The organism is Kitasatospora sp. NPDC093550 (assembly GCF_044764985.1).
Lineage (GTDB): Bacteria > Actinomycetota > Actinomycetes > Streptomycetales > Streptomycetaceae > Kitasatospora.
Genome location: NZ_JBIWJF010000030.1, coordinates 1 through 17,791 on the forward strand (window position 1 = coordinate 1; position 17,791 = coordinate 17,791).

The window sequence follows — 17,791 nt, forward strand, 5'->3', positions numbered from 1 at the left end:
GCTGCCGGCCGTGGTGTCGGTGACCGACCAGTCGGGCGAGGCCCGTTACCCGTCGTTCAAGGGGATCATGGCGGCGAAGAAGAAGCCGGTGCAGTTGCTGGACCTGGACGACCTGGGCATCGAGGCGGACGAGGTCGGTCTGGCGGGTTCGTGGACCGCGGTGGACTCGGTCGCCGCGCGTCCGGCGCGCACCGCGGGCACGGTCGTCAAGGACGAGGGCGAGGGCGGCAAGGCCCTCGCGGGCTTCCTCGCCGACCAGAAGTTCATCTAATCCCACCCGTTCGCGCATCCAACGATCGATCAGGAGCAACGAATCATGGCTGAGATCCTGGTTCTGGTGGACCACGCCGACGGTGTGGTCCGCAAGCCGGCCCTGGAGCTGCTGACCCTGGCCCGCCGTATCGGTGAGCCGTCCGCCGTCGTCCTGGGCGCCGGTGCCGCGGCCGCCGAGATCGCCGCGAAGGCCGGCGAGTTCGGGGCGGCGAAGGTGTACGTCGCCGACGGCGCGGAGTTCGCCGACCGGCTGGTCGTCCCGAAGGTGGACGCGCTGGCGCAGATCGCCGGGGCCAACGACGTGGCGGCCGTGCTGGTCACCTCGTCGGGTGAGGGCAAGGAGGTGGCCGCGCGCGTCGCGCTGCGGATCGGCTCGGGTCTGATCACCGACGCGGTGGACCTGGAGGCCGGTGACGGTGGTCCGGTGGCCACCCAGTCGGTGTTCGCGGCGTCGTTCCAGGTGAAGTCGAAGGTCACCAAGGGCGCGCCGGTGATCACCGTGAAGCCGAACGCGGTGGCTCCGGAGGCCGCGCCGGCCGCGGGTGCGGTGGAGAACGTGTCGGTGGAGTTCACCGGGAACGCCGCCACGGTGACCTCGCGCACGCCGCGGGTGTCGACCGGGCGTCCGGAGCTGACCGAGGCCGCGATCGTGGTCTCCGGTGGCCGTGGTGTCGGTGCGGCCGAGGGCTTCGGTGTGGTGGAGGAGCTGGCGGACGCGCTGGGCGCGGCCGTGGGTGCCTCGCGTGCCGCGGTGGACGCCGGCTGGTACCCGCACAGCAGCCAGGTCGGCCAGACCGGCAAGCAGGTCTCCCCGCAGCTCTACATCGCGGCGGGCATCTCGGGTGCGATCCAGCACCGGGCCGGCATGCAGACCTCGAAGACCATCGTGGCCGTCAACAAGGACCCCGAGGCCCCGATCTTCGAGCTGGTGGACTACGGCGTGGTCGGCGACCTCTTCGAGGTCCTGCCGCAGCTCACCGCCGAGGTGAAGGCCCGCAAGGCCTGATCCCGCAGGGACACGAGGAGGGCGTGGCACCGGGTACTCGGTGCCACGCCCTCCGTCGTCGTACCCGGAGCGCGGCGAGCGGTGCCCCCCGACCCGTAGAGTCGGCGCGGACGCGTGACGGGCGGGCATGAGGCGAACTCATGGCAGGGGTATGAGCCGGACTCATGGCGGGGGCATGAGTGCAGCTCATACCCGGGGCATGAGGTTCGCTCATGGCGGGGGCATGAGCCCGACTCATGACCCGAGCGGGTGACGTGCACGGTATGAGGTGAGCCCATGACCCGAGCGAGTGGCGCGAGGGAGTGGCGCGAGCGAGTGGCGCGAGGGATGTGGCGCGAGGGACGTGGCGCGAGGGACGTGGCGCGAGGGATGTGGCGCGATGCGAGGGACGAGGGCGAGGACGGTGGCATGGCACTGCTGACGGCACTTCAGGGCGGTCTCGGCGACGCGGCGGACGCGCTGCGGATCGACGGCCGGTCGCTCTCCCGGGAGGAACTGCTGGGGGCGGCGACCGCCGTCGCGGACCGGGTGGCCGGTGCCCCCGCGCTGGCGGTGCTGGCCCGGCCCACCGTCGAGACGGTGGTCGCCGTGGTCGGCGGTCTGCTGGCGGGCGTCCCGGTGGTGCCGCTGCCGCCCGACTCGGGGCCCAAGGAGCGCGAGCACATCCTGCACGACTCCGGCGCGGCGCTGCTGGCGCACGCCGTCGGGGAGGCGCTGCCCGAGGGCGGACCGGTGGACGGGCTGCCGGTCGATCCCCTGCAGCGCTCGGCCACCACCCACGCCGAGCCCGCGGCGGACACGACCGGCTTCGTGCTCTACACCTCGGGCACCACCGGGGCACCGAAGGGCGCCGTGATCCGGCGTGAGGCGATCGCCGCCGATCTGGACGCCCTGGCCGCGGCCTGGGAGTGGACCGCCGAGGACACCCTCGCCCACGGACTGCCGCTGTTCCACGTGCACGGGCTGCTGCTCGGCGTGCTCGGCGCCCTGCGCACCGGCAGTCGGCTGGTGCACACCGGCCGGCCCACCCCGCAGGGGTACGCGGAGGCCGGGGGGAGTCTGTACTTCGGCGTCCCGACCGTGTGGTCCCGGCTGGCGGCGGACCCGGGCGCGGCGGCCCGGCTGGCCCGGGCCCGGCTGCTGGTCTCCGGCAGCGCGCCGCTGCCCGTACCGGTGTTCGAGAAGCTGGCCGCGCTCACCGGGCACGCCCCGATCGAGCGGTACGGGATGACCGAGTCGCTGATCACCGTCAGCACCAGGGCGGACGGCGAGCGGCGGCCCGGCAGTGTCGGTCTGCCGCTGGAGGGGGTGCGCACCCGGCTGGTCGGCGAGGACGGCGCGCCGGTGCCGTACGACGGGGAGACGGTCGGTGAGCTGCAGGTCTCCGGTCCGACGCTGTTCAGCGGCTACCTCAACCGGCCGGACGCGGACGCCGAGTCGTGGACGGCGGACGGCTGGTTCCGGACCGGCGACGTCGCGGTGATCGGGGCGGACGGCTTCCACCGGATCGTCGGCCGGGCCTCGGTGGACCTGATCAAGAGCGGCGGCTACCGGATCGGCGCGGGCGAGGTGGAGGCCGCGCTCCGTGACCACCCGTCGGTCGCCGACGCGGCGGTGGTCGGCGTGCCGGACGAGGACCTCGGCCAGGCGATCGTCGCGTACGTGATCCCGGACGGTGCCGTGACGGGGGAACAGCTGACGGCCTTTGTGGCGGAGCGGCTCTCGGTGCACAAGCGGCCGCGCCGGGTCGTGCTGGTACCCGAACTGCCAAGGAACGCCCTGGGAAAGGTGCTGAAGAAGCAGTTGCTGGCGGAGGCCGGCGGCCGGTGATGAGGGGGCGTCGGGCGCTCCTGCGGTGACGGGTGTTCACCCTGATGCGCCGTCGGTGCCCACCCGTCCGGCGACCCCCCCATTGGCGCACTCCACTGCGCGCCGTGAGCGGACGCGTGCTTAACGTGACACGCAGGCAGAACTGAATCCCCTGGGCGACACATCCGCGGCTTCCGGTCGCACGGCCGGAGGCCGCGGTGTGTCGGACGGGGGCCTGCCGAACCGTACGGACCCGGTGACCGCCGGGGCGTACGGCGGGTTCGAAGCAGTTCCGCGGCCGCCGTCCGGCGGCAGTTCGCCGCGATCGGTAGCGATCCGCAGCGATCCGCAAAGTCGCAGCAGTGAAGGAAGTCAGCAGGATGACCACCGTCAACACCGGCGCGCCGGATGCCGCCGACGAACCGACCGCGCAGCAGTCCGCTGCCACCGCCCGTTCCTCCCGTCCGTCCCGGGCCGCTCGGATCCGCCGGGGGATAGGCATGGTGGCCGTGATCGCGACCGGAGCGGGCGTGCTCGGCCTCGGCACCGGCGTGAGCCCCGCGGCCGCCGAGACCGCGCCGGCGCACGCCGGGTGGGACGGCTCGCGGTACTGGTTCAAGAACAGCCAGGGGCAGTGGCGCTGGACCTCGCACTACGACGTCTACCTGGCGCGGACCGGGGGCGGGACGAAGTCCACGGCCGGGGCGTCGAGCGGCACCAAGTCGAGCGGGGGGATCAAGCAGGGCTGGGACGGCTCGCGCTACTGGTTCCGCAACAGCAAGGGCGAGTGGCGCTGGACCACGCACTACGACGTCTACCTGGCGCGGACCGGCGGCGGCTCGTCCGGCTCGGGTTCGGGCTCGGGCTCGGTGGCGTCCGGCGGGTCGGTCGCCTCGGACCCGGACGTCGAGACCGCCGTGCAGTACGCGCTCGCCCAGCTGGGCAAGCCGTTCAGGACGGCCGGCAACGGGCCGGACGGCTACGACTGCTCGGGCCTGGTGCAGCAGGCCTTCAAGCGCGGCGGCATCAGCCTGCCGCGGGTCGCCAACGACCAGTACGCCGCGACCACGCCGATCAAGGCGAGCCAGCTGCGCCGCGGTGACCTGCTGTTCTGGTCGCCGGACGGAACCGCGCGGGGCATCCAGCACGTGGCGATCTACCTGGGCAACAACCAGTACGTCGAGGCCGCGCGACCGGGGACCAACATCCGGATCTCGGCCATCAGCAGCGGCTACTACCCGGCGTACATGGGCCGGCCGTAGCGCGTCCGCGGAGTCCGTCGGTCCGCACGTCGGGGGCGCCGCTCGGCTCGGCGCCCCCGACGCGTGCCGTGCGGCGTTCGGCGGGCCCGGCGTTCGGCGGTCCCGGGATTCGGCGGTGCGGGTTTCGAGGACCGGCTTTCGACGGTGGGTCAGTGCTCCGGCAGGACGAGGTCCGTGCGGCGGGGCAGGGCGCCGCGGGCGCCGAGGGCCGTGACGGCGAAGGCTCCGGCGGCGACGGCGGTGGCGGCCGCGGCGTGGAGGTCCGCTCCGCGCGCGAGTTCGGCGGCGAGGGCGCCGCAGAAGACGTCGCCCGCTCCGGTGGTGTCGACCACCCGGACGGCGGGGGCGGGCAGCCGGCTCGACCGTCCGTCCGCGGCGACCAGCGCGCCGTCGCCGCCGAGCGTGATCACGACGCCCTCGGTGCGGTCGGCCAGGGCCCGGGCGGCCGCGGTGACGTCGGCGGCCCCGGTGAGCCGGCGGGCCTCGACGGCGTTGGCGACCACCAGCGGGCGCGGCCCGTCCGGACCGGCATCGGGCAGGGCACCGGCCGGGGCGGCGGCGTGCAGCCAGCGGGTGCCGCCGGAGGGGCCCGCGGCGGGAAGGGCGGCGGCGGTCGCGCCGATGCACGCCGCGGGGACCTCGTTGCTGGTCAGGACCACGTCGACGGGGAGCAGGCGGAGGCGGGTCAGGGCGGCGGTGACCTCGTCCGGGGTGAGCTGCGCGTTGGCGCCGGGGACGGCCACGACGGTGTTCCCGCCGTACGGGTCGACCGTGACGATCGTCTGACCGGTGGGCGCGTCGGGGTGTGCGAACACGGCGCCCGTCTCGACCCCCGCGCCGTGCAGGTCGGCGAGCGCCGCCTCGCCCTCGGCGTCGCGACCGACCTTGGCGACCAGGTGCGTCGCCGCGCCCATCCGGGCCGCCGCCACCGCCTGGTCGGCGCCCCTGCCGCCGAAGCCCCGGTCGGCGCCCTCGGCGAGCACGGTCTCGGCGAGGACGGTCTCGCCGGGGGAGGGGAGTACGGGGCAGCGGAGCATCCGGTTGGTGCTGACCGATCCGATGACGATGACCCGGCCGACGGGCAGCAGCTTCATCGTTCCTCTGTACGTGCCGGAGCACGGGCGGCGCAAGGTGGCGGCGTACGGCGAGCCGGCGCTCGGCGAGGGGCGTCGCGAGGGGGCGTGAGCGGCGTGCGGGTGGCGCGTGTGCGGGAAGTCGGCCCACCGGACCCGCTGTGCGTGAGCCGTGGTGACAGGGTGCAATTTTGATGTAGACCGGTCTGCATATTTCTGTGCGCACGCGCCTGGCCTGGGCACATGCCGCTGTCACGGGGCAGGCCGGGACGCGCGGGCAGGCGTGTCGAGGAGGCATGGGGAGCGGCGTGGCGCGGGTACCACCACGGGTGGCGCTGGTTCGGCCGACGGGGGCGCTGCCCGGTGCGAACGGCATCGGGGGAAGTCGAGGGGCAGGGGACGTTGTGATCGTCTGGGTCAATGGCACATTCGGGGCGGGCAAGACCAGTGCCTGCCGCGAGCTGGTGGAACTGCTGCCCGGGAGCGTGCTCTTCGATCCCGAGCTGGTGGGCTTCGGTCTGCGCCGGATGCTTCCGGCCGACCGGCTGGCGACGGTGTCCGACTTCCAGGACCTGGCGGCCTGGCGCCGGCTCGTTCCCGAGACGGCGGCGGCACTGCTCGACGAGGTCGAGGGACCGCTGGTGGTTCCGATGACGCTGCTCAGAGAGGACTACCGGGACGAGATCTTCGGTGACCTGGCCTCGCACGGGATCACGGTGCACCACTTCGTGCTGGACCCAGAAGAAACGATCCTGCGAGAGCGCATCGCCCATCGCGAGGAGTGCCCGGGCGACCCGGAGGCCAGCGAGCGGGTCCGCGCCTGGTGCCTGGAACACCTGCCGCGCTACCGCGCCGCCCGTCGCTGGCTGGTCGGGGACGCCCGGATGATCGACACCGGCGACCTCACGCCCCGGGAGACCGCCCTGCGGATCGCCGAGCTGGTCCGGGTCGGAGCCGCGCGCTGCCCGATCGTCCAGAGCCCGGACCCGACCGGGGACACCGTCGCCTCCGCCGTCCTCCTCTTCGACGAGCAGGACCGCGTCCTGCTGGTCGACCCCGTCTACAAGCCCGACTGGGACTTCCCCGGAGGCGTGGTCGAGCGCGGCGAGGCCCCCACCGACGCCGCCCTGCGGGAGACCGCCGAGGAACTCGGCCTGCGGCTGGACCCGTCCGGCCTGCGCCTGCTCGCCGTCGACTGGGAACCGCGCACCGGTCCGCGCCGGGGCGGCCTGCGGCTGATGTACGACGGCGGTCTCCTGGACGCGACGGGTCGGCAGAACCTGCTGCTGCAGCAAGAGGAACTGCGCAGCTGGCGGTTCGTCACGCTGGACGAGGCCTCCGAACTGCTGCCGCCGGGCCGGTACCGGAGGCTCGCGGCCACCCTGGACGCCCGGCGGAGCGGCGAGCTGCGCTACCTGGAGGCGGGGTGCCGGGTGGCCGTCGGGCTGGCGAGCACGGCGGACGCGGCGTAGCGGACTCGGCGAGTCCGGTGGGCGCGGCAGGGTTGGCGAGTCCGGTCGGCGCGGCGGGCCGGAGCGGGTTGGCGAGTCCGGTCGGCGCGGCGGGCCGGAGCGGGTCGGCGGGTTCGGCCGGTTCGCCGGGCTGGTGGGGTGGGCGGCCGGTTCGCCGGGCCGGTGGGGTGGGCGGGAGGATGGGGCCATGCCGTTCACGCTGAGCCACCCCGCCGCCGTCCTGCCCCTGCTGCGCCGTGCCGGGGAGCGCGGTCCGTTGGTGGCGTCGGCGCTGGTCGCCGGGTCGATGGCGCCGGACGTGCCGTTCTTCGCCGAGTCGCTGCTGCCCGGCGTGTACGGCCAGGGCGGCCTGACGCACGCCTGGTGGGCGGTGCCGACGCTGGACGTGGCGATCGCCGGTGCGCTGGTGGCCGGCTGGCACGGGTTGCTGCGGGGGCCGTTGGTGGCGCTGCTGCCCGAGCGCTGGGCGGGCGGTGCCGAGGCGCTGACGGTCCGGCGGGGCGGTGGTAGGACGGTCGGGGGTGAGGCGGCCGACGGGCGCGCGGACGCGGTGTGGTTCGCGGTGTCGGCGGCGATCGGCGCGGCCACCCACGTCGGCTGGGACGCGTTCACGCACGGGGGCCGACTGGGCGTTCGGCTGCTGCCCGTACTGGACCGGTCGGTGGCCGGGGTCCCGCTGTACGAGGCGTTGCAGTACGGCAGTTCGGCGCTCGCGCTGGTGGCGTTGGGGGGCTGGGCGGACCGTGCGGTGCGGGCGGTCGAGCCGGTGCGGCCGGCCGTGGGGCTCCCGCCCCGGGCGCGGCGGGCGGCCCTCGCGGTGCTGGGCGCGGCGACGGCGGCCGGGGTGCTGCACCGGCTCGGTCCGCTGAAGCGGAACCTGGTGCCGGAGGTCTGCTTCGGCGCGGGTGCCGGGCTCGCGGTCGGCGCCGTCGGCTACGCGGCCGTGGTGGCGGCCGCCCGCCGGTGGCGCGGCGGGCGGCCGGGGCCGGGGGCCGCGAGCGGCAGCCCCCGGCCCGAGGTCCGTCAGACGGAGCGCAGCTCGGCGTAGCGGCGGAGGAAGAGGGCCTCGCTGAGGGCCATCAGCTCCAGCTCCCGCGGGTCGACGCTCTCGTTGACCGCGTGGATCTGGGTGGTCGGCTCCTCGACGCCGATCAGCACGATCTCGGCCTGCGGGTAGAGCGAGCGCAGCGTGTTGCAGAGCGGGATCGAGCCGCCCTCGCCGGAGGAGACCATCGGGGTGCCGAAGGCCTCGGCCATGGCCGCGCCCATCGCCTCGTACGCCGGGCCGGTGGTGTCGGCGAGGAACGCGGAGCCGTTGCCCTGGCGCTCGACGGTCACCTTGGCGCCGAGCGGGACCTGCGCCTCCAGGTGGGCGACCAGCGCGTCCTGGGCGGCGGCGGAGTCCATGCCCGGCGGGACGCGCAGGCTGACCAGGGCCTTGGCGGCGGCCTGGACGGAGGAGGTGGCGCCGATCACCGGCGGGGCGTCGATGCCGAGGACGGTGACGGACGGGCGGGCCCAGAGGCGGTCGGCGACCGTACCGGTGCCGGTCAGGGAGACGCCGTCGAGCACCTTGGCGTCGGCGCGGAACTTCTCCTCCGGGTACTGCACGCCCTCCCAGGTCTGGTCGGCGCTCAACCCGGCGACCGCGACGTCGCCGTTCTCGTCGTGCAGCGAGGCCAGCACCCGGACCAGGGACTGCAGCGCGTCCGGGGCGGCACCGCCGAACGCACCGGAGTGCAGGTTGCCGGCCAGCGTGGTGATCGAGACCTCGACCACGGTCATGCCGCGCAGCGAGGTGGTCACCGTGGGCAGGCCGGGGGCGAAGTTGCCGGCGTCGCCGATGACGATGACGTCGGCGGCGAGCAGCTCGGGGTGCGCCTCGGCGTAGCGCTCCAGGCCACCGGTGCCCTGCTCCTCCGAGCCCTCGACGATGATCTTCAGGCCGACCGGGTAGGCGTCCCCGTACACCTGGCGCAGCGCCCGCAGGGCGGTCAGGTGCATCAGGATGTTGCCCTTGCAGTCGGCGGCGCCGCGCCCGTACCAGCGGCCGTCACGCTCGGTCAGCTCGAAGGCGGGGCTGAGCCAGGCGTCCTCGTCGAGCGGGGGCTGGACGTCGTAGTGCGAGTAGAGCAGGACGGTCGGGGCGCCCTCGGGGCCGGGCAGCTCGCCGTAGACGGACTGGGTGCCGTCCGGGGTGTCGAGCAGCTGGAGGTTGGTCAGGCCCTCGGCGGCGAAGGCGTCGGCGACCCAGCGTGCGGCCTTCTCGCACTCCTCGGCCGGGAACTGGCGCGGGTCGGCGACCGACGGGAAGGCGACCAGCTCGGCGAGGTCGGTGCGGGCACGGTCCATCAGGGACCGGACGGCGTCGGCCAGGGGCTGTGACATCGGGGCTCCGAGTGGGGTGGGCTCGCCGGCGGGGTGCCGCGGGCGGAGGGGGCGGTTGGGGTACCGCCGATCATAGGCGGCGCGGAATCGGGAGCCCCGTGGGGCCGGGTGCTCCGGCCGGCCGGCCGCTGCGCGCGCCGGGGGACGGGGAGGGGTGGGGGAGTGGCGGGGGCCGGGGCGCGGGGGTGTGGTGGTTCGGAGACGGGTGGGCGTGGTCGTCGTGGTGCGGCGTCCGCCGGGGCGGGCGGACGCATAGGATTGCTCGACGTGACTGACTCCGGAAGCTCCGATTCCCGTAGCCCGCTCGGCAGCCCGCTCGACGAGACGGCTCCGGCACTCGACGACGCGGCCTCGACGGTCGACGACGCGGCCGCGCAGATCGACGACGCGGCCGCGCCGCCGGACGGCGTCTGGGACGTCGTGGTGGTCGGCGCCGGACCGGCGGGCTCCTCGGCCGCGTACGCCGCCGCCGTCCAGGGCCGCCGGGTGCTGCTGCTCGACAAGGCCGAGCACCCCCGCTACAAGACCTGCGGCGGCGGCATCATCGGCCCCTCCCGGGACAGCCTGCCGCCGGACTTCCGGCTCCCGCTGCAGGACCGGGTGCACGCCGTCACCTTCGCGTACGACGGGCGGTACACCCGGACGCGGCGCTCCCAGCGGATGCTGTTCGGCCTGGTCAACCGGGACGAGTTCGACCTGCGCCTGGTGCAGGCGGCCAAGACGGCCGGGGCGGTGCTGGTCACCGGAGTGACCGTCACCGGGGTCGAGCAGCGCGGCGGTGAGCACCGGACGGCGCTGGTGACGGCCGCGGACGGGCGCAGCTTCGAGGCCCGCGCGGTGGTCGGCGCGGACGGCAGCGCCAGCCGGATCGCCCGGCACGTCGGCGTCACCTTCGACCAGATCGACCTCGGCCTGGAGGCGGAGATCCCGGTGCCGCCGCAGGTCGCCGCCGACTGGGCGGGCCGGATCCACCTCGACTGGGGCCCGCTGCCCGGCAGTTACGGCTGGGTGTTCCCGAAGACCGAGACCAGCAGCCTGACCGTCGGCGTCATCTCGGCGCGCGGCGACGGCGAGCGCACCAAGCAGTACCTGGCCGACTACGTCCGTCGACTGGGCCTGTCCGGGTTCACCCCCAGGGTGGAATCCGGGCACCTGACCCGGTGCCGGGCCGAGGACTCGCCGCTCTCCCGCGGCCGGGTGCTGGTCGCCGGCGACGCGGCCGGACTGCTGGAGCCGTGGACCCGCGAGGGCATCTCGTACGCGCTGCGCTCGGGCCGGCTGGCCGGGGAGTGGGCGGTCAAGGTCGCCGAGGCGGGCGACGCGGCGGCGGTGCGGCGCGAGGCGCTGAACTACGCGTTCGCGATCAAGGCCGGCCTGGGCGTGGAGATGCGCGCGGGCAAGCAGCTGCTGGGCGCCTTCGAGCGGCGGCCGTACCTGTTCCACGCGGCGGTCTGCCTGGTGCCGGCCGCCTGGCGGGCCTTCGCCCGGACCACCCAGGGGCACACCACCTTCTCCCAGGTGCTGCGGCAGTACCGGGCGGCGCGGAAGCTGACGTCGATGGCCTCGCGGTAGGCGCGCGGGGTGGTCGGGTCGCGGGGCCGGTGTTCCTCCACGAAGGGAGGAACACCGGCCCCGCACCTGTCATGTGGGACTCGTCGCCGTTCCTCGGGACCGGTACGGTCCGGGACCGGTTCGGCCTGGGGCCGCTTCGGTCCGGGTCCGGTTCGGCCTGGGGCCGGTTCGCGTCACCTGAGACCGGTGTCGAGTGCGGTCATGAGCGTGCCGGACGGGGTGTCGCCGGACATCTCCCAGATCATGCCGCCGAGCAGGTTCCTCGACTTGAGGTAGGCCGCCTTCTGGGCGATCGACCAGGCGTCGTCGAAGGTCCACCACTGGCCGCCGGCTCCCGTGTAGCCGTACGTGGCAACGGACTTGGGGTCGTGGTAGACGGTGAGGGCGGGGACGCCGCTGATCAGGTTCTGGTACCCCCGCGTCCCGGCCTCCTCGGCGAACTGGCCCGGTGCGGCGCCGGTCGCGGACTGCCAGACGCCTTTCGCCCCGCCGTCCGTGACGCCCTGCCAGCCGCGCCCGTAGAACGGGAAGCCGATGGTCAGCTTGCGCGGGTTGACCCCGGCGGCGAGGTAGGTCTGGACGGCCGTGTCCACGCTGAAGTGGACGTTGTACGGGTCGCTCGGGTCCGGGTAGAGATTGGCCTGGTGGCCGGTGCGGTTGGGCTCCCAGGAGTTGTCGCTGCCCGAGCCGTGGAAGTCGTAGCCCTGGACGTTGGCGACGTCCAGCGAGCCGAAGATCCTGCCCAGGTCCCAGCCGGCGGCGACCTTCGCCGGGTCGGCCGGGGTGAAGGCGGTGAGCAGCTTGTGCGAGCCTCCCAACGCGTCGAGCTGCTTGCGGAATTCGGCGAGCAGCAGGGTCAGGTTGGCCTTGTCGTTGCTGCTCCAGTGGTTGCCGGCGTGGCCGTCGCCCGAGCCGGGCCACTCCCAGTCCAGGTCGAACCCGTCGAAGATGCCCGCCGCCACGCCGTCGCCGCCGGCACCGTTGTAGACCGGCAGGTTGCCCTTGATCCAGGTGTCGACGCAGGACTTGACGAACTTCTGACGGGAGGCGTCGGTCGCGGCGACGTCGGAGAAGTACTTGGAGTACGTCCACCCGCCGAGCGAGACGACCACCTTCAGGTTCGGGTACTTGGCCTTGAGCTTCTTCAACTGGTTGAGGTTGCCGCGGAGTTTGCCCCAGCCGTCGTCGGCCACGCCGTCCACGGACTGGGCGGCGCTCATCGGGCGGGCGTAGTCGGCGTCGGCGTCACCGGCTCCGGTGCCCTGGTCCGGGTCCTGCGGGTTGGCGGTGGTGCCCTTGGTGACGCCCGCGAGGCAGGTCAGGTTGACCGGATCGATGTTCTCGAAGGCGTAGTTGACGACGTCGAGCTTGGCGGCGCTGCCGGAGGTGTCGAGGTTCTTGACGAAGTACTGGCGGCCGTAGATGCCCCATTGGACGAAGTAGCCGACGCGTGCGTACTTCCCGGCGCCCACCAGGTCGGAGGTGGTCGCGGTGAGCGGGGCGGAGGCGGGTGAGGCGTTGTCGGCGGCGTCGCGGGCCTTCACGGTGAAGGTGTAGGCGGTGGACGGCGAGAGACCGGAGACCGTCGCGGTCAGCGTCCTCCCGGTGACCGTCGTGGCGAGCGTACCTCCCTGGTAGACGTCGTACGCGGCGACCCGGACGTTGTCGGTCGCGGCGTTCCAGGCGAGCGTCACGTCCGTCGAACCGACCGTCGTGGTACGGAGGTTGGTCGGCGCGGTGGGCGGGACGGGGTCGGTGGCCGGGTCGAAGGTGGCGGCGGTGACGGGCGCGCTGAGCGGGCCGGTGTTGCCGCGGCTGTCCTTGGCGCGGACGGTCAGGGTGTACGAGGTGGCCGGGGTGAGACCGCCGACCAGGGCGTTGGCGGTCGTGCTGGAGGCGAGGACGGTACTGCCGTTCAGCACGTCGTACGAGGCGACCGGATAGTCGCCGCCGGTGGCGGACGGCCAGCTGAGGGCGAGCGTGTGTGCGGTGGACTCGGTGACCGTCGGGGCGCCCGGGGCGGACGGCGGGACGTCGGGGGTGCCGTCGCACTTGTCGCCGTTGATACGGCAGTTGAGCGGAGCGGAGACCGGGCCGGTGCCGACGAACCAGAAGCTGTAGGGCTCGGTGGTGCTGTGGGCGTTGACGGTGGAGTTGTAGAACGCCGCGGTCGCCGTGACGTGCCGGCCGTTGACGGTGGCGGTGCCGTTGTAGGTGTTGCCGAGGGTGACGCCGGCCGGGAGGTCGAACTCCAGGGTCCAGCCGGACACGGCGGTCGCGTTGTCGTTGTGGACGATGTAGGTGCCTTGCCACCAGGAGCCGTTGTCGGCGGTGGTGAAGGTCGCGGTGAGTTTGCCGGCGGCGTTCGCCGGAGCGGCCAGCGCGGTGAGCGCGGCCGGCGGGAGGAGCAGGACGCTGAGCGCCGCGAGCAGTCTGCTGCGCAGACGCGGGCGTCCGGCCCGGGATCGAGCGGACATGGTTCTCCCTGTGACGGTGGGGGTTGGGACAGGGGGACGTAGAACCGGGTGGTGATCCGTGTGCGATCGGTGCCCCGGCCGTGGGGGGCGAGGGGCATGGGCACTGTAGGAGGACTGGACCAATGCGTCAACAGGTCTGTACCACTGGGGGGGTGGTGGGGTGGGTGGAGGGGTGGCAACTGACAGATGACAGATTTCATTAGCTGTTAGCTGTTAGCTGTCGGCGGTCGTCTGTCAGTTGTTCGCGCCTGTCAGCTCGTCCCCGAGCGGGCTCCGCCGGTAGAGCACCGAGCGGCCGTGCCGGGCGGGGGTGACCAGGCCGGTGGCGGCGAGGACGGACAGGTGCTGGCTGACCGCGCCCGGGGTGACGCCGAGGCGGTAGGCGAGGTCGGTGGTGGAGGCGGGCTCGGCCAGCAGCGCCAGCAGCCGGGCCTTCGGCGCGCCGACCAGTGCCTCCACGGCTCGCGTCGGCACCGGCGTGCCCCGCCCTGCCATCCCCGCCTGCCCGCGCGCCGGGTAACTGATCTGCGGGGCCCGGGCGTTGCTGATCATCGTGATCGCGCCGCGGACGAAGAAGGTCGGGCAGAGCACGAGGCCGCGCCCCTCCACCGGGGTCTCCACGTCCCCGTCGGCCCAGTGCCGGTTGATCGACAGGACGCCGTTCTCCCAGTGGAGCCGGTGGTCGAGGTCGGCGAAGAGGGCGGCGGCGCCGTGCTGGGCGAGCAGTCGGGCACGGTAGACCAGGTCGGCCTCCAGCACCGTGCGGGCCTGCGGCCACCAGGCGGGCGCGAGGCAGACCTCCCAGTACTCCTCCAGCGCGTCGGCGATCCGCGCCAACAGCCGTTCCGGGGCGGCCAGTCCGGTGGAGAGTTCGGCGGGCAGCGGTCCGTCGTGCATGCGGAAGGTCTGTCCCAGTTCGTCGCGCAGCTCTTCCGGTGGCAGCGCGCGGACGATCGCGAGCTCGGAGTGGAAGTCGGGGGAGGGTGAGGCCGGGCGGGGTGTCAGGAAGTCCGGTACCCACCGGTTCCGGGCGACGAGCGAGAGCAGCAGTGGGCGCGAGGTCAGCTGCTCGAAGGCGGGCCGGAGCTGTTCGAAGGCCTGCGTTTGGAGCCGGTAGACGCCCGGGTGTGTCCACATCCGCAGGCTGAGCACGGCCTCGTGGATCGGGGAGACGGCGAACCAGGTGGTGGCGAGGTCCGCCAGGCGGAGTGTGAACCGGTGCACGGGTGGCGGCCTTCTGTCGGGACCCGGACGGGCGCGGACGGGGTGTCGGGACCCGGACGGGCGAGGTGTCGGGCGTGGATTTAGTCAGAGCCTAAAGGAGTACCGGGTCCACTCCGGCAGGCGGTGGGATCTTCGTATGACCACCTCGACGGCGGAGTCCTCCGCACCTTCCCCCGCCATGCCCGCGAACCCCGGTGCCCCCGGAGTCGTGCCCGCCCTGCGGCGGCGTCTGCACCCCGACCCGATGGTCCGTCGGCTGGCCGGGATCACCCTGGTCAACACGGTGGGCAGCGGCCTGTCCCTCTCCGTCGCGGTGCTGTTCTTCACCCGGGTGCTCGGCCTGAGTGCCGCGCAGCTGGGCCTCGGGATGACCGCTGCCGGCCTGTGCGGGGTCCTCGCGAGCGTGCCGGCCGGCCGGGCCGCCGACCGCTGGGGCGCCCGGCGGGTGCTGGTGGTGCTGGTGTCGGTCCAGGCCGTCGGCACCGCCGGATACGCGCTGGTGGACGGCTACCCGTCGTTCGTCGCGCTCGCCTGCCTGGTCTCCGCCGTCGACCGGGGCTCCGCCGCCGTCCGGAACGCGCTCTACGCCGAGGTCCTGCCCGCCGACCGCCGCGTGACGGGCCGGGCCCACCTGCGGGTGGTGACGAACGTCGGGCTCTGCCTGGGGACGGCCCTCGGCGCGATCGCGCTCCAACTGGACAGCCGGCCGGTCTACCTGACGGCGATCCTGGCGGACGCAGCCTCGTACGTGGCCGTCGCGGTGCTGTTCCACCGCCTCGCCGTCCCGCGGCGGCCGTCGGTGGTGGTCGGGGCGGGGGCGACCGAGCTGCCGGCCTCCGAGCAGCCCACTGCCGGGCCGGGAGCGGGCGGGTCGTCGGCGAGGACCACGGTCCCGGACCCGTCGGACCCCTCGGGCAAGGGCGTCGAGCTGGGCCGACGGCGGAACCCGGCACTGCGGGACGGGCCGTTCCTGGCCGTGACCGTGCTGAACGCCGTGCTCTGCCTGCAGTTCGCCGTCCTGGAGGTCGGCGTGCCGCTGTGGATCGTGCAGCAGACCGAGGCGCCGCGGATCACCGTCGCCGGCACCCTGATCGTCAACACCGTGCTGGTGATCACCCTGCAGATGCGGGCCACCCGGGGTACCGAGGAGCGGACGGGGGCCGTCCGGGCTTGCGGGCGCGCCGGGGTGGTGCTCGCGGCGTCCTGCCTGGTCGTCTCGCTGGCGCACGGTCTGCCCGCGGTCCTCGCAGCCGCGGTGGTGCTCGGCGGGGTCGCCCTGCAGTCGCTCGGCGAGGTGGTCGGGCAGGCGGGCGGCTGGGCGCTCAGCTACGACCTCGCGGGCGAGCGCGACCACGGTGCCTACCAGGGCGTGTTCAACGCGGGGACGGCGGCGGCCCTGATGGCCGGTCCCGGACTGGTCAGCACCCTGGTGATCGGGTACGGGACGGTCGGCTGGATCGTCCTGGGCGCGGTGCTGGCGGCGGCCGGGCTGGCGATGCGCCCCGCCGTCCGGTGGGCCGGGCGGCGGGACGCGGGCCTCGGGGCGGCGTGAGATCGGGAGCCCTGGTGCCCCGGGAGGGTCGGAACCTACGCGGGGACGATCGCCAATGCCTCGATCTCGATCAGCACCTCGGGCTTGAACAGCGCCGCCACCTGCATCGCGGAGGCGGCCGGCAGTGGCAGCGACCCCAGGTACTCGTCGCGGGCCTCCCGGATGGCCGGGAGGTAGTCGATGTCGGTCATGAAGAAGGTGAACTTCACGACGTGCTCGAATCCGGCCCCGGCAGCGGCCAGGCAGCGGCGCAGGTTCTCGAAGACCTGCCGCGCCTGCGCCTTCGGGTCGCCCTCGCCGACCAGGTTCCGCTGCTCGTCGAAGGCGACCTGGCCGGAAACCTGGACCAGCCGCCCGGTGCCGGTGACGACCTGGGTGTAGCCGGTGCCGGGGGCGACCCCGGGCGGCTCGGTGATGTGGGTGAGGTGAGAGCTGCTCATGGCGCGGATCCTGGGCCATGATCCGTCGGTGCCGCAAGCCCCGGCTCCGGTCGACCGGCGGGCCGCCCACGGGCGGACCGGCGAATCGGCGAATCGGCCGACCGACCGGCGGGGCTGCGAACCGGCCGACCGGCCGTCCAATCGGCGGCCGGCGAACCGGCCGACCGGTCTCAGCGCACTACTTCGGGCAGTTCGCGGAGGAACGGGCGGTCGGTGGGAGGGAGTTGGGAGGCCGGTCCGCCCGCGCGCAGCACCACGTCGAGGACGGCATCCGGGTCGGCCGCGTAACCACCGCTGGCCCAGGCCGCGTTGGCCTCGACCACGGCCCAACGGCCGTCCTCCGTACGCCCGATGTCCACCACGACGGCGCTCGGCAGCGGTGCGACGGACGCGGCGGCGGCCAGGACGTCGCGGGTGAACGCGAGCACCTCGGCGCTCTCTGCCGCGGTCAGTGCCCCGGCGGGTGCCCCGGTGGTCCGCAGCGGTGCGACGGACAGGTCACCGTCCACCGCGTAGCGCGAGCCGGCCCGCACCGCGCCGTCCAGCACGAACAGCCGGTACTCCACGACGAACCGCACCACCTCGCTCACCAGTACGGGCGTGTCCCCGTCCAGCACCTCGGGCCCCGGCAGCCCGCCGCCGTCGGAGTGGACCCGGGCGGCGAACAGCTTGTCCACCGGCGGCTTGACGAAGGCCGGGCGGCGCAGGAGGCGTGCCTCGGCCAGGGTGGTGCAGGTGATCCGGCGACCGGTCAGGGCGAACGGCAGTCCGGTCAGCCAGTCGGCCGCGGGCTCCAGTAGCCCCAGCCCGAGCTCCCGGCCGACGGCGTCGCCGAACAGCGGCCCGCCGTACACGTGCACCGGCGCGCCGATCAGCTCGCGCGGGGCCGGCCAGGACGACGCGACGTACGCCCGCAGACCGCGGCGCCCGGCGGCGGTGCGCAGCTGGAGGCCCGTCTCGTTGATGCGCGGCGCGAGCAGCAGGACGGGGGTGTCGTCGGTGGTCATGGCGACGATGCTGCCCCGGGCGTACCCGCCGTGACCACCGGTTTTCCGTCCCGGGGCGCGGGTGGGGGCGGTTGGCTCTGGCCGAGCGGCGGGTGGGCGTGCCAGAGTCGTGCGGGGGCGGGGCGCGGCCCCCCCCCCCCCCCCCCCCCCCCCCCCCCCCCCCCACCCCCCCGCCCGGCCCCCCCCCCACCCCCCCCCCCCCCCCCCCCCCCCCCCCCAACACCCCCCCCCCCCCG

At 74.2% G+C, this 17,791-nt stretch carries 14 protein-coding genes; 8 read left to right on the plus strand and 6 right to left on the minus strand.

Features of this window, described 5'->3' with window-relative positions; translation table 11 throughout:
* From ACIRD3_RS33295 to ACIRD3_RS33310, 4 genes are all read left to right on the plus strand, one after another.
* The coding region (locus tag ACIRD3_RS33295; RefSeq protein WP_402224013.1) for an electron transfer flavoprotein subunit beta/FixA family protein at positions 1 to 271 on the plus strand (271 nt) is incomplete at its 5' end.
* A 45-nt stretch (positions 272 to 316) separates the two neighbouring features.
* Positions 317 to 1,279: an electron transfer flavoprotein subunit alpha/FixB family protein gene (locus ACIRD3_RS33300; RefSeq protein ID WP_402224015.1), complete on the plus strand. Its 963-nt coding sequence runs from the start codon at positions 317 to 319 to the stop codon at positions 1,277 to 1,279.
* Positions 1,280 to 1,687: 408 nt separating this feature from the next.
* Positions 1,688 to 3,109 (plus strand): acyl-CoA synthetase, encoded by a 1,422-nt coding sequence (locus ACIRD3_RS33305; RefSeq protein ID WP_402224016.1) that lies wholly within the window; start codon positions 1,688 to 1,690, stop codon positions 3,107 to 3,109.
* A gap of 359 nt (positions 3,110 to 3,468) precedes the next feature.
* Positions 3,469 to 4,350 carry a C40 family peptidase gene (locus tag ACIRD3_RS33310; RefSeq protein WP_402224018.1) on the plus strand — a complete coding sequence of 294 codons (882 nt, stop codon included), beginning with the start codon at positions 3,469 to 3,471 and terminating at the stop codon, positions 4,348 to 4,350.
* Positions 4,351 to 4,499: 149 nt separating this feature from the next.
* On the opposite strand, the gene ACIRD3_RS33315 is transcribed toward ACIRD3_RS33310, so the two are convergent.
* Positions 4,500 to 5,444 carry a PfkB family carbohydrate kinase gene (locus tag ACIRD3_RS33315; protein ID WP_402224020.1) on the minus strand — a complete coding sequence of 315 codons (945 nt, stop codon included), beginning with the start codon at positions 5,442 to 5,444 and terminating at the stop codon, positions 4,500 to 4,502.
* A 383-nt stretch (positions 5,445 to 5,827) separates the two neighbouring features.
* Here ACIRD3_RS33315 and ACIRD3_RS33320 point away from each other — a divergent pair, with 383 nt between their 5' ends.
* The gene (locus tag ACIRD3_RS33320; protein ID WP_402224022.1) at positions 5,828 to 6,895 is read left to right on the plus strand and encodes an NUDIX domain-containing protein; all 1,068 of its coding nucleotides are present in this window, start codon (positions 5,828 to 5,830) and stop codon (positions 6,893 to 6,895) included.
* A gap of 187 nt (positions 6,896 to 7,082) precedes the next feature.
* A complete protein-coding gene (locus ACIRD3_RS33325; RefSeq protein ID WP_402224024.1) occupies positions 7,083 to 7,943 on the plus strand; it encodes a DUF4184 family protein in 861 nt (286 codons plus the stop codon).
* On the opposite strand, the gene ACIRD3_RS33330 is transcribed toward ACIRD3_RS33325, so the two are convergent.
* Positions 7,919 to 9,283 (minus strand): dipeptidase, encoded by a 1,365-nt coding sequence (locus ACIRD3_RS33330; protein ID WP_402224026.1) that lies wholly within the window; start codon positions 9,281 to 9,283, stop codon positions 7,919 to 7,921. The two genes, ACIRD3_RS33325 and ACIRD3_RS33330, sit on opposite strands and share 25 nt — an antisense overlap.
* 378 nt (positions 9,284 to 9,661) lie before the next feature.
* Here ACIRD3_RS33330 and ACIRD3_RS33335 point away from each other — a divergent pair, with 378 nt between their 5' ends.
* Complete coding sequence (locus ACIRD3_RS33335; protein ID WP_402224143.1) at positions 9,662 to 10,855, plus strand: geranylgeranyl reductase family protein; 1,194 nt, start codon at positions 9,662 to 9,664, stop codon at positions 10,853 to 10,855.
* A 173-nt stretch (positions 10,856 to 11,028) separates the two neighbouring features.
* Here ACIRD3_RS33335 and ACIRD3_RS33340 read toward each other — a convergent pair whose 3' ends face one another.
* Positions 11,029 to 13,332, minus strand: coding sequence for a glycosyl hydrolase family 18 protein (locus tag ACIRD3_RS33340; protein WP_402224028.1), 2,304 nt, complete (start codon positions 13,330 to 13,332; stop codon positions 11,029 to 11,031).
* Between the two features lie 234 nt (positions 13,333 to 13,566).
* Entirely contained in the window at positions 13,567 to 14,556 is a 990-nt protein-coding gene (locus ACIRD3_RS33345; RefSeq protein ID WP_402224030.1) for an ArsR/SmtB family transcription factor, read from the minus strand.
* A 136-nt stretch (positions 14,557 to 14,692) separates the two neighbouring features.
* Between ACIRD3_RS33345 and ACIRD3_RS33350 the strand changes: the two genes are divergently transcribed.
* Positions 14,693 to 16,108 (plus strand): MFS transporter, encoded by a 1,416-nt coding sequence (locus ACIRD3_RS33350; RefSeq protein ID WP_402224032.1) that lies wholly within the window; start codon positions 14,693 to 14,695, stop codon positions 16,106 to 16,108.
* Between the two features lie 35 nt (positions 16,109 to 16,143).
* Here the strand turns inward: ACIRD3_RS33350 and ACIRD3_RS33355 are convergent, their stop codons facing one another.
* Both ACIRD3_RS33355 and ACIRD3_RS33360 read right to left on the minus strand, forming a co-directional pair.
* The gene (locus tag ACIRD3_RS33355) at positions 16,144 to 16,548 is read right to left on the minus strand and encodes a RidA family protein (RefSeq protein WP_402224034.1); all 405 of its coding nucleotides are present in this window, start codon (positions 16,546 to 16,548) and stop codon (positions 16,144 to 16,146) included.
* 170 nt (positions 16,549 to 16,718) lie between these two features.
* Positions 16,719 to 17,555 (minus strand): ATP-grasp domain-containing protein, encoded by an 837-nt coding sequence (locus ACIRD3_RS33360; RefSeq protein WP_402224036.1) that lies wholly within the window; start codon positions 17,553 to 17,555, stop codon positions 16,719 to 16,721.
* Positions 17,556 to 17,791: the final 236 nt, after the last annotated feature.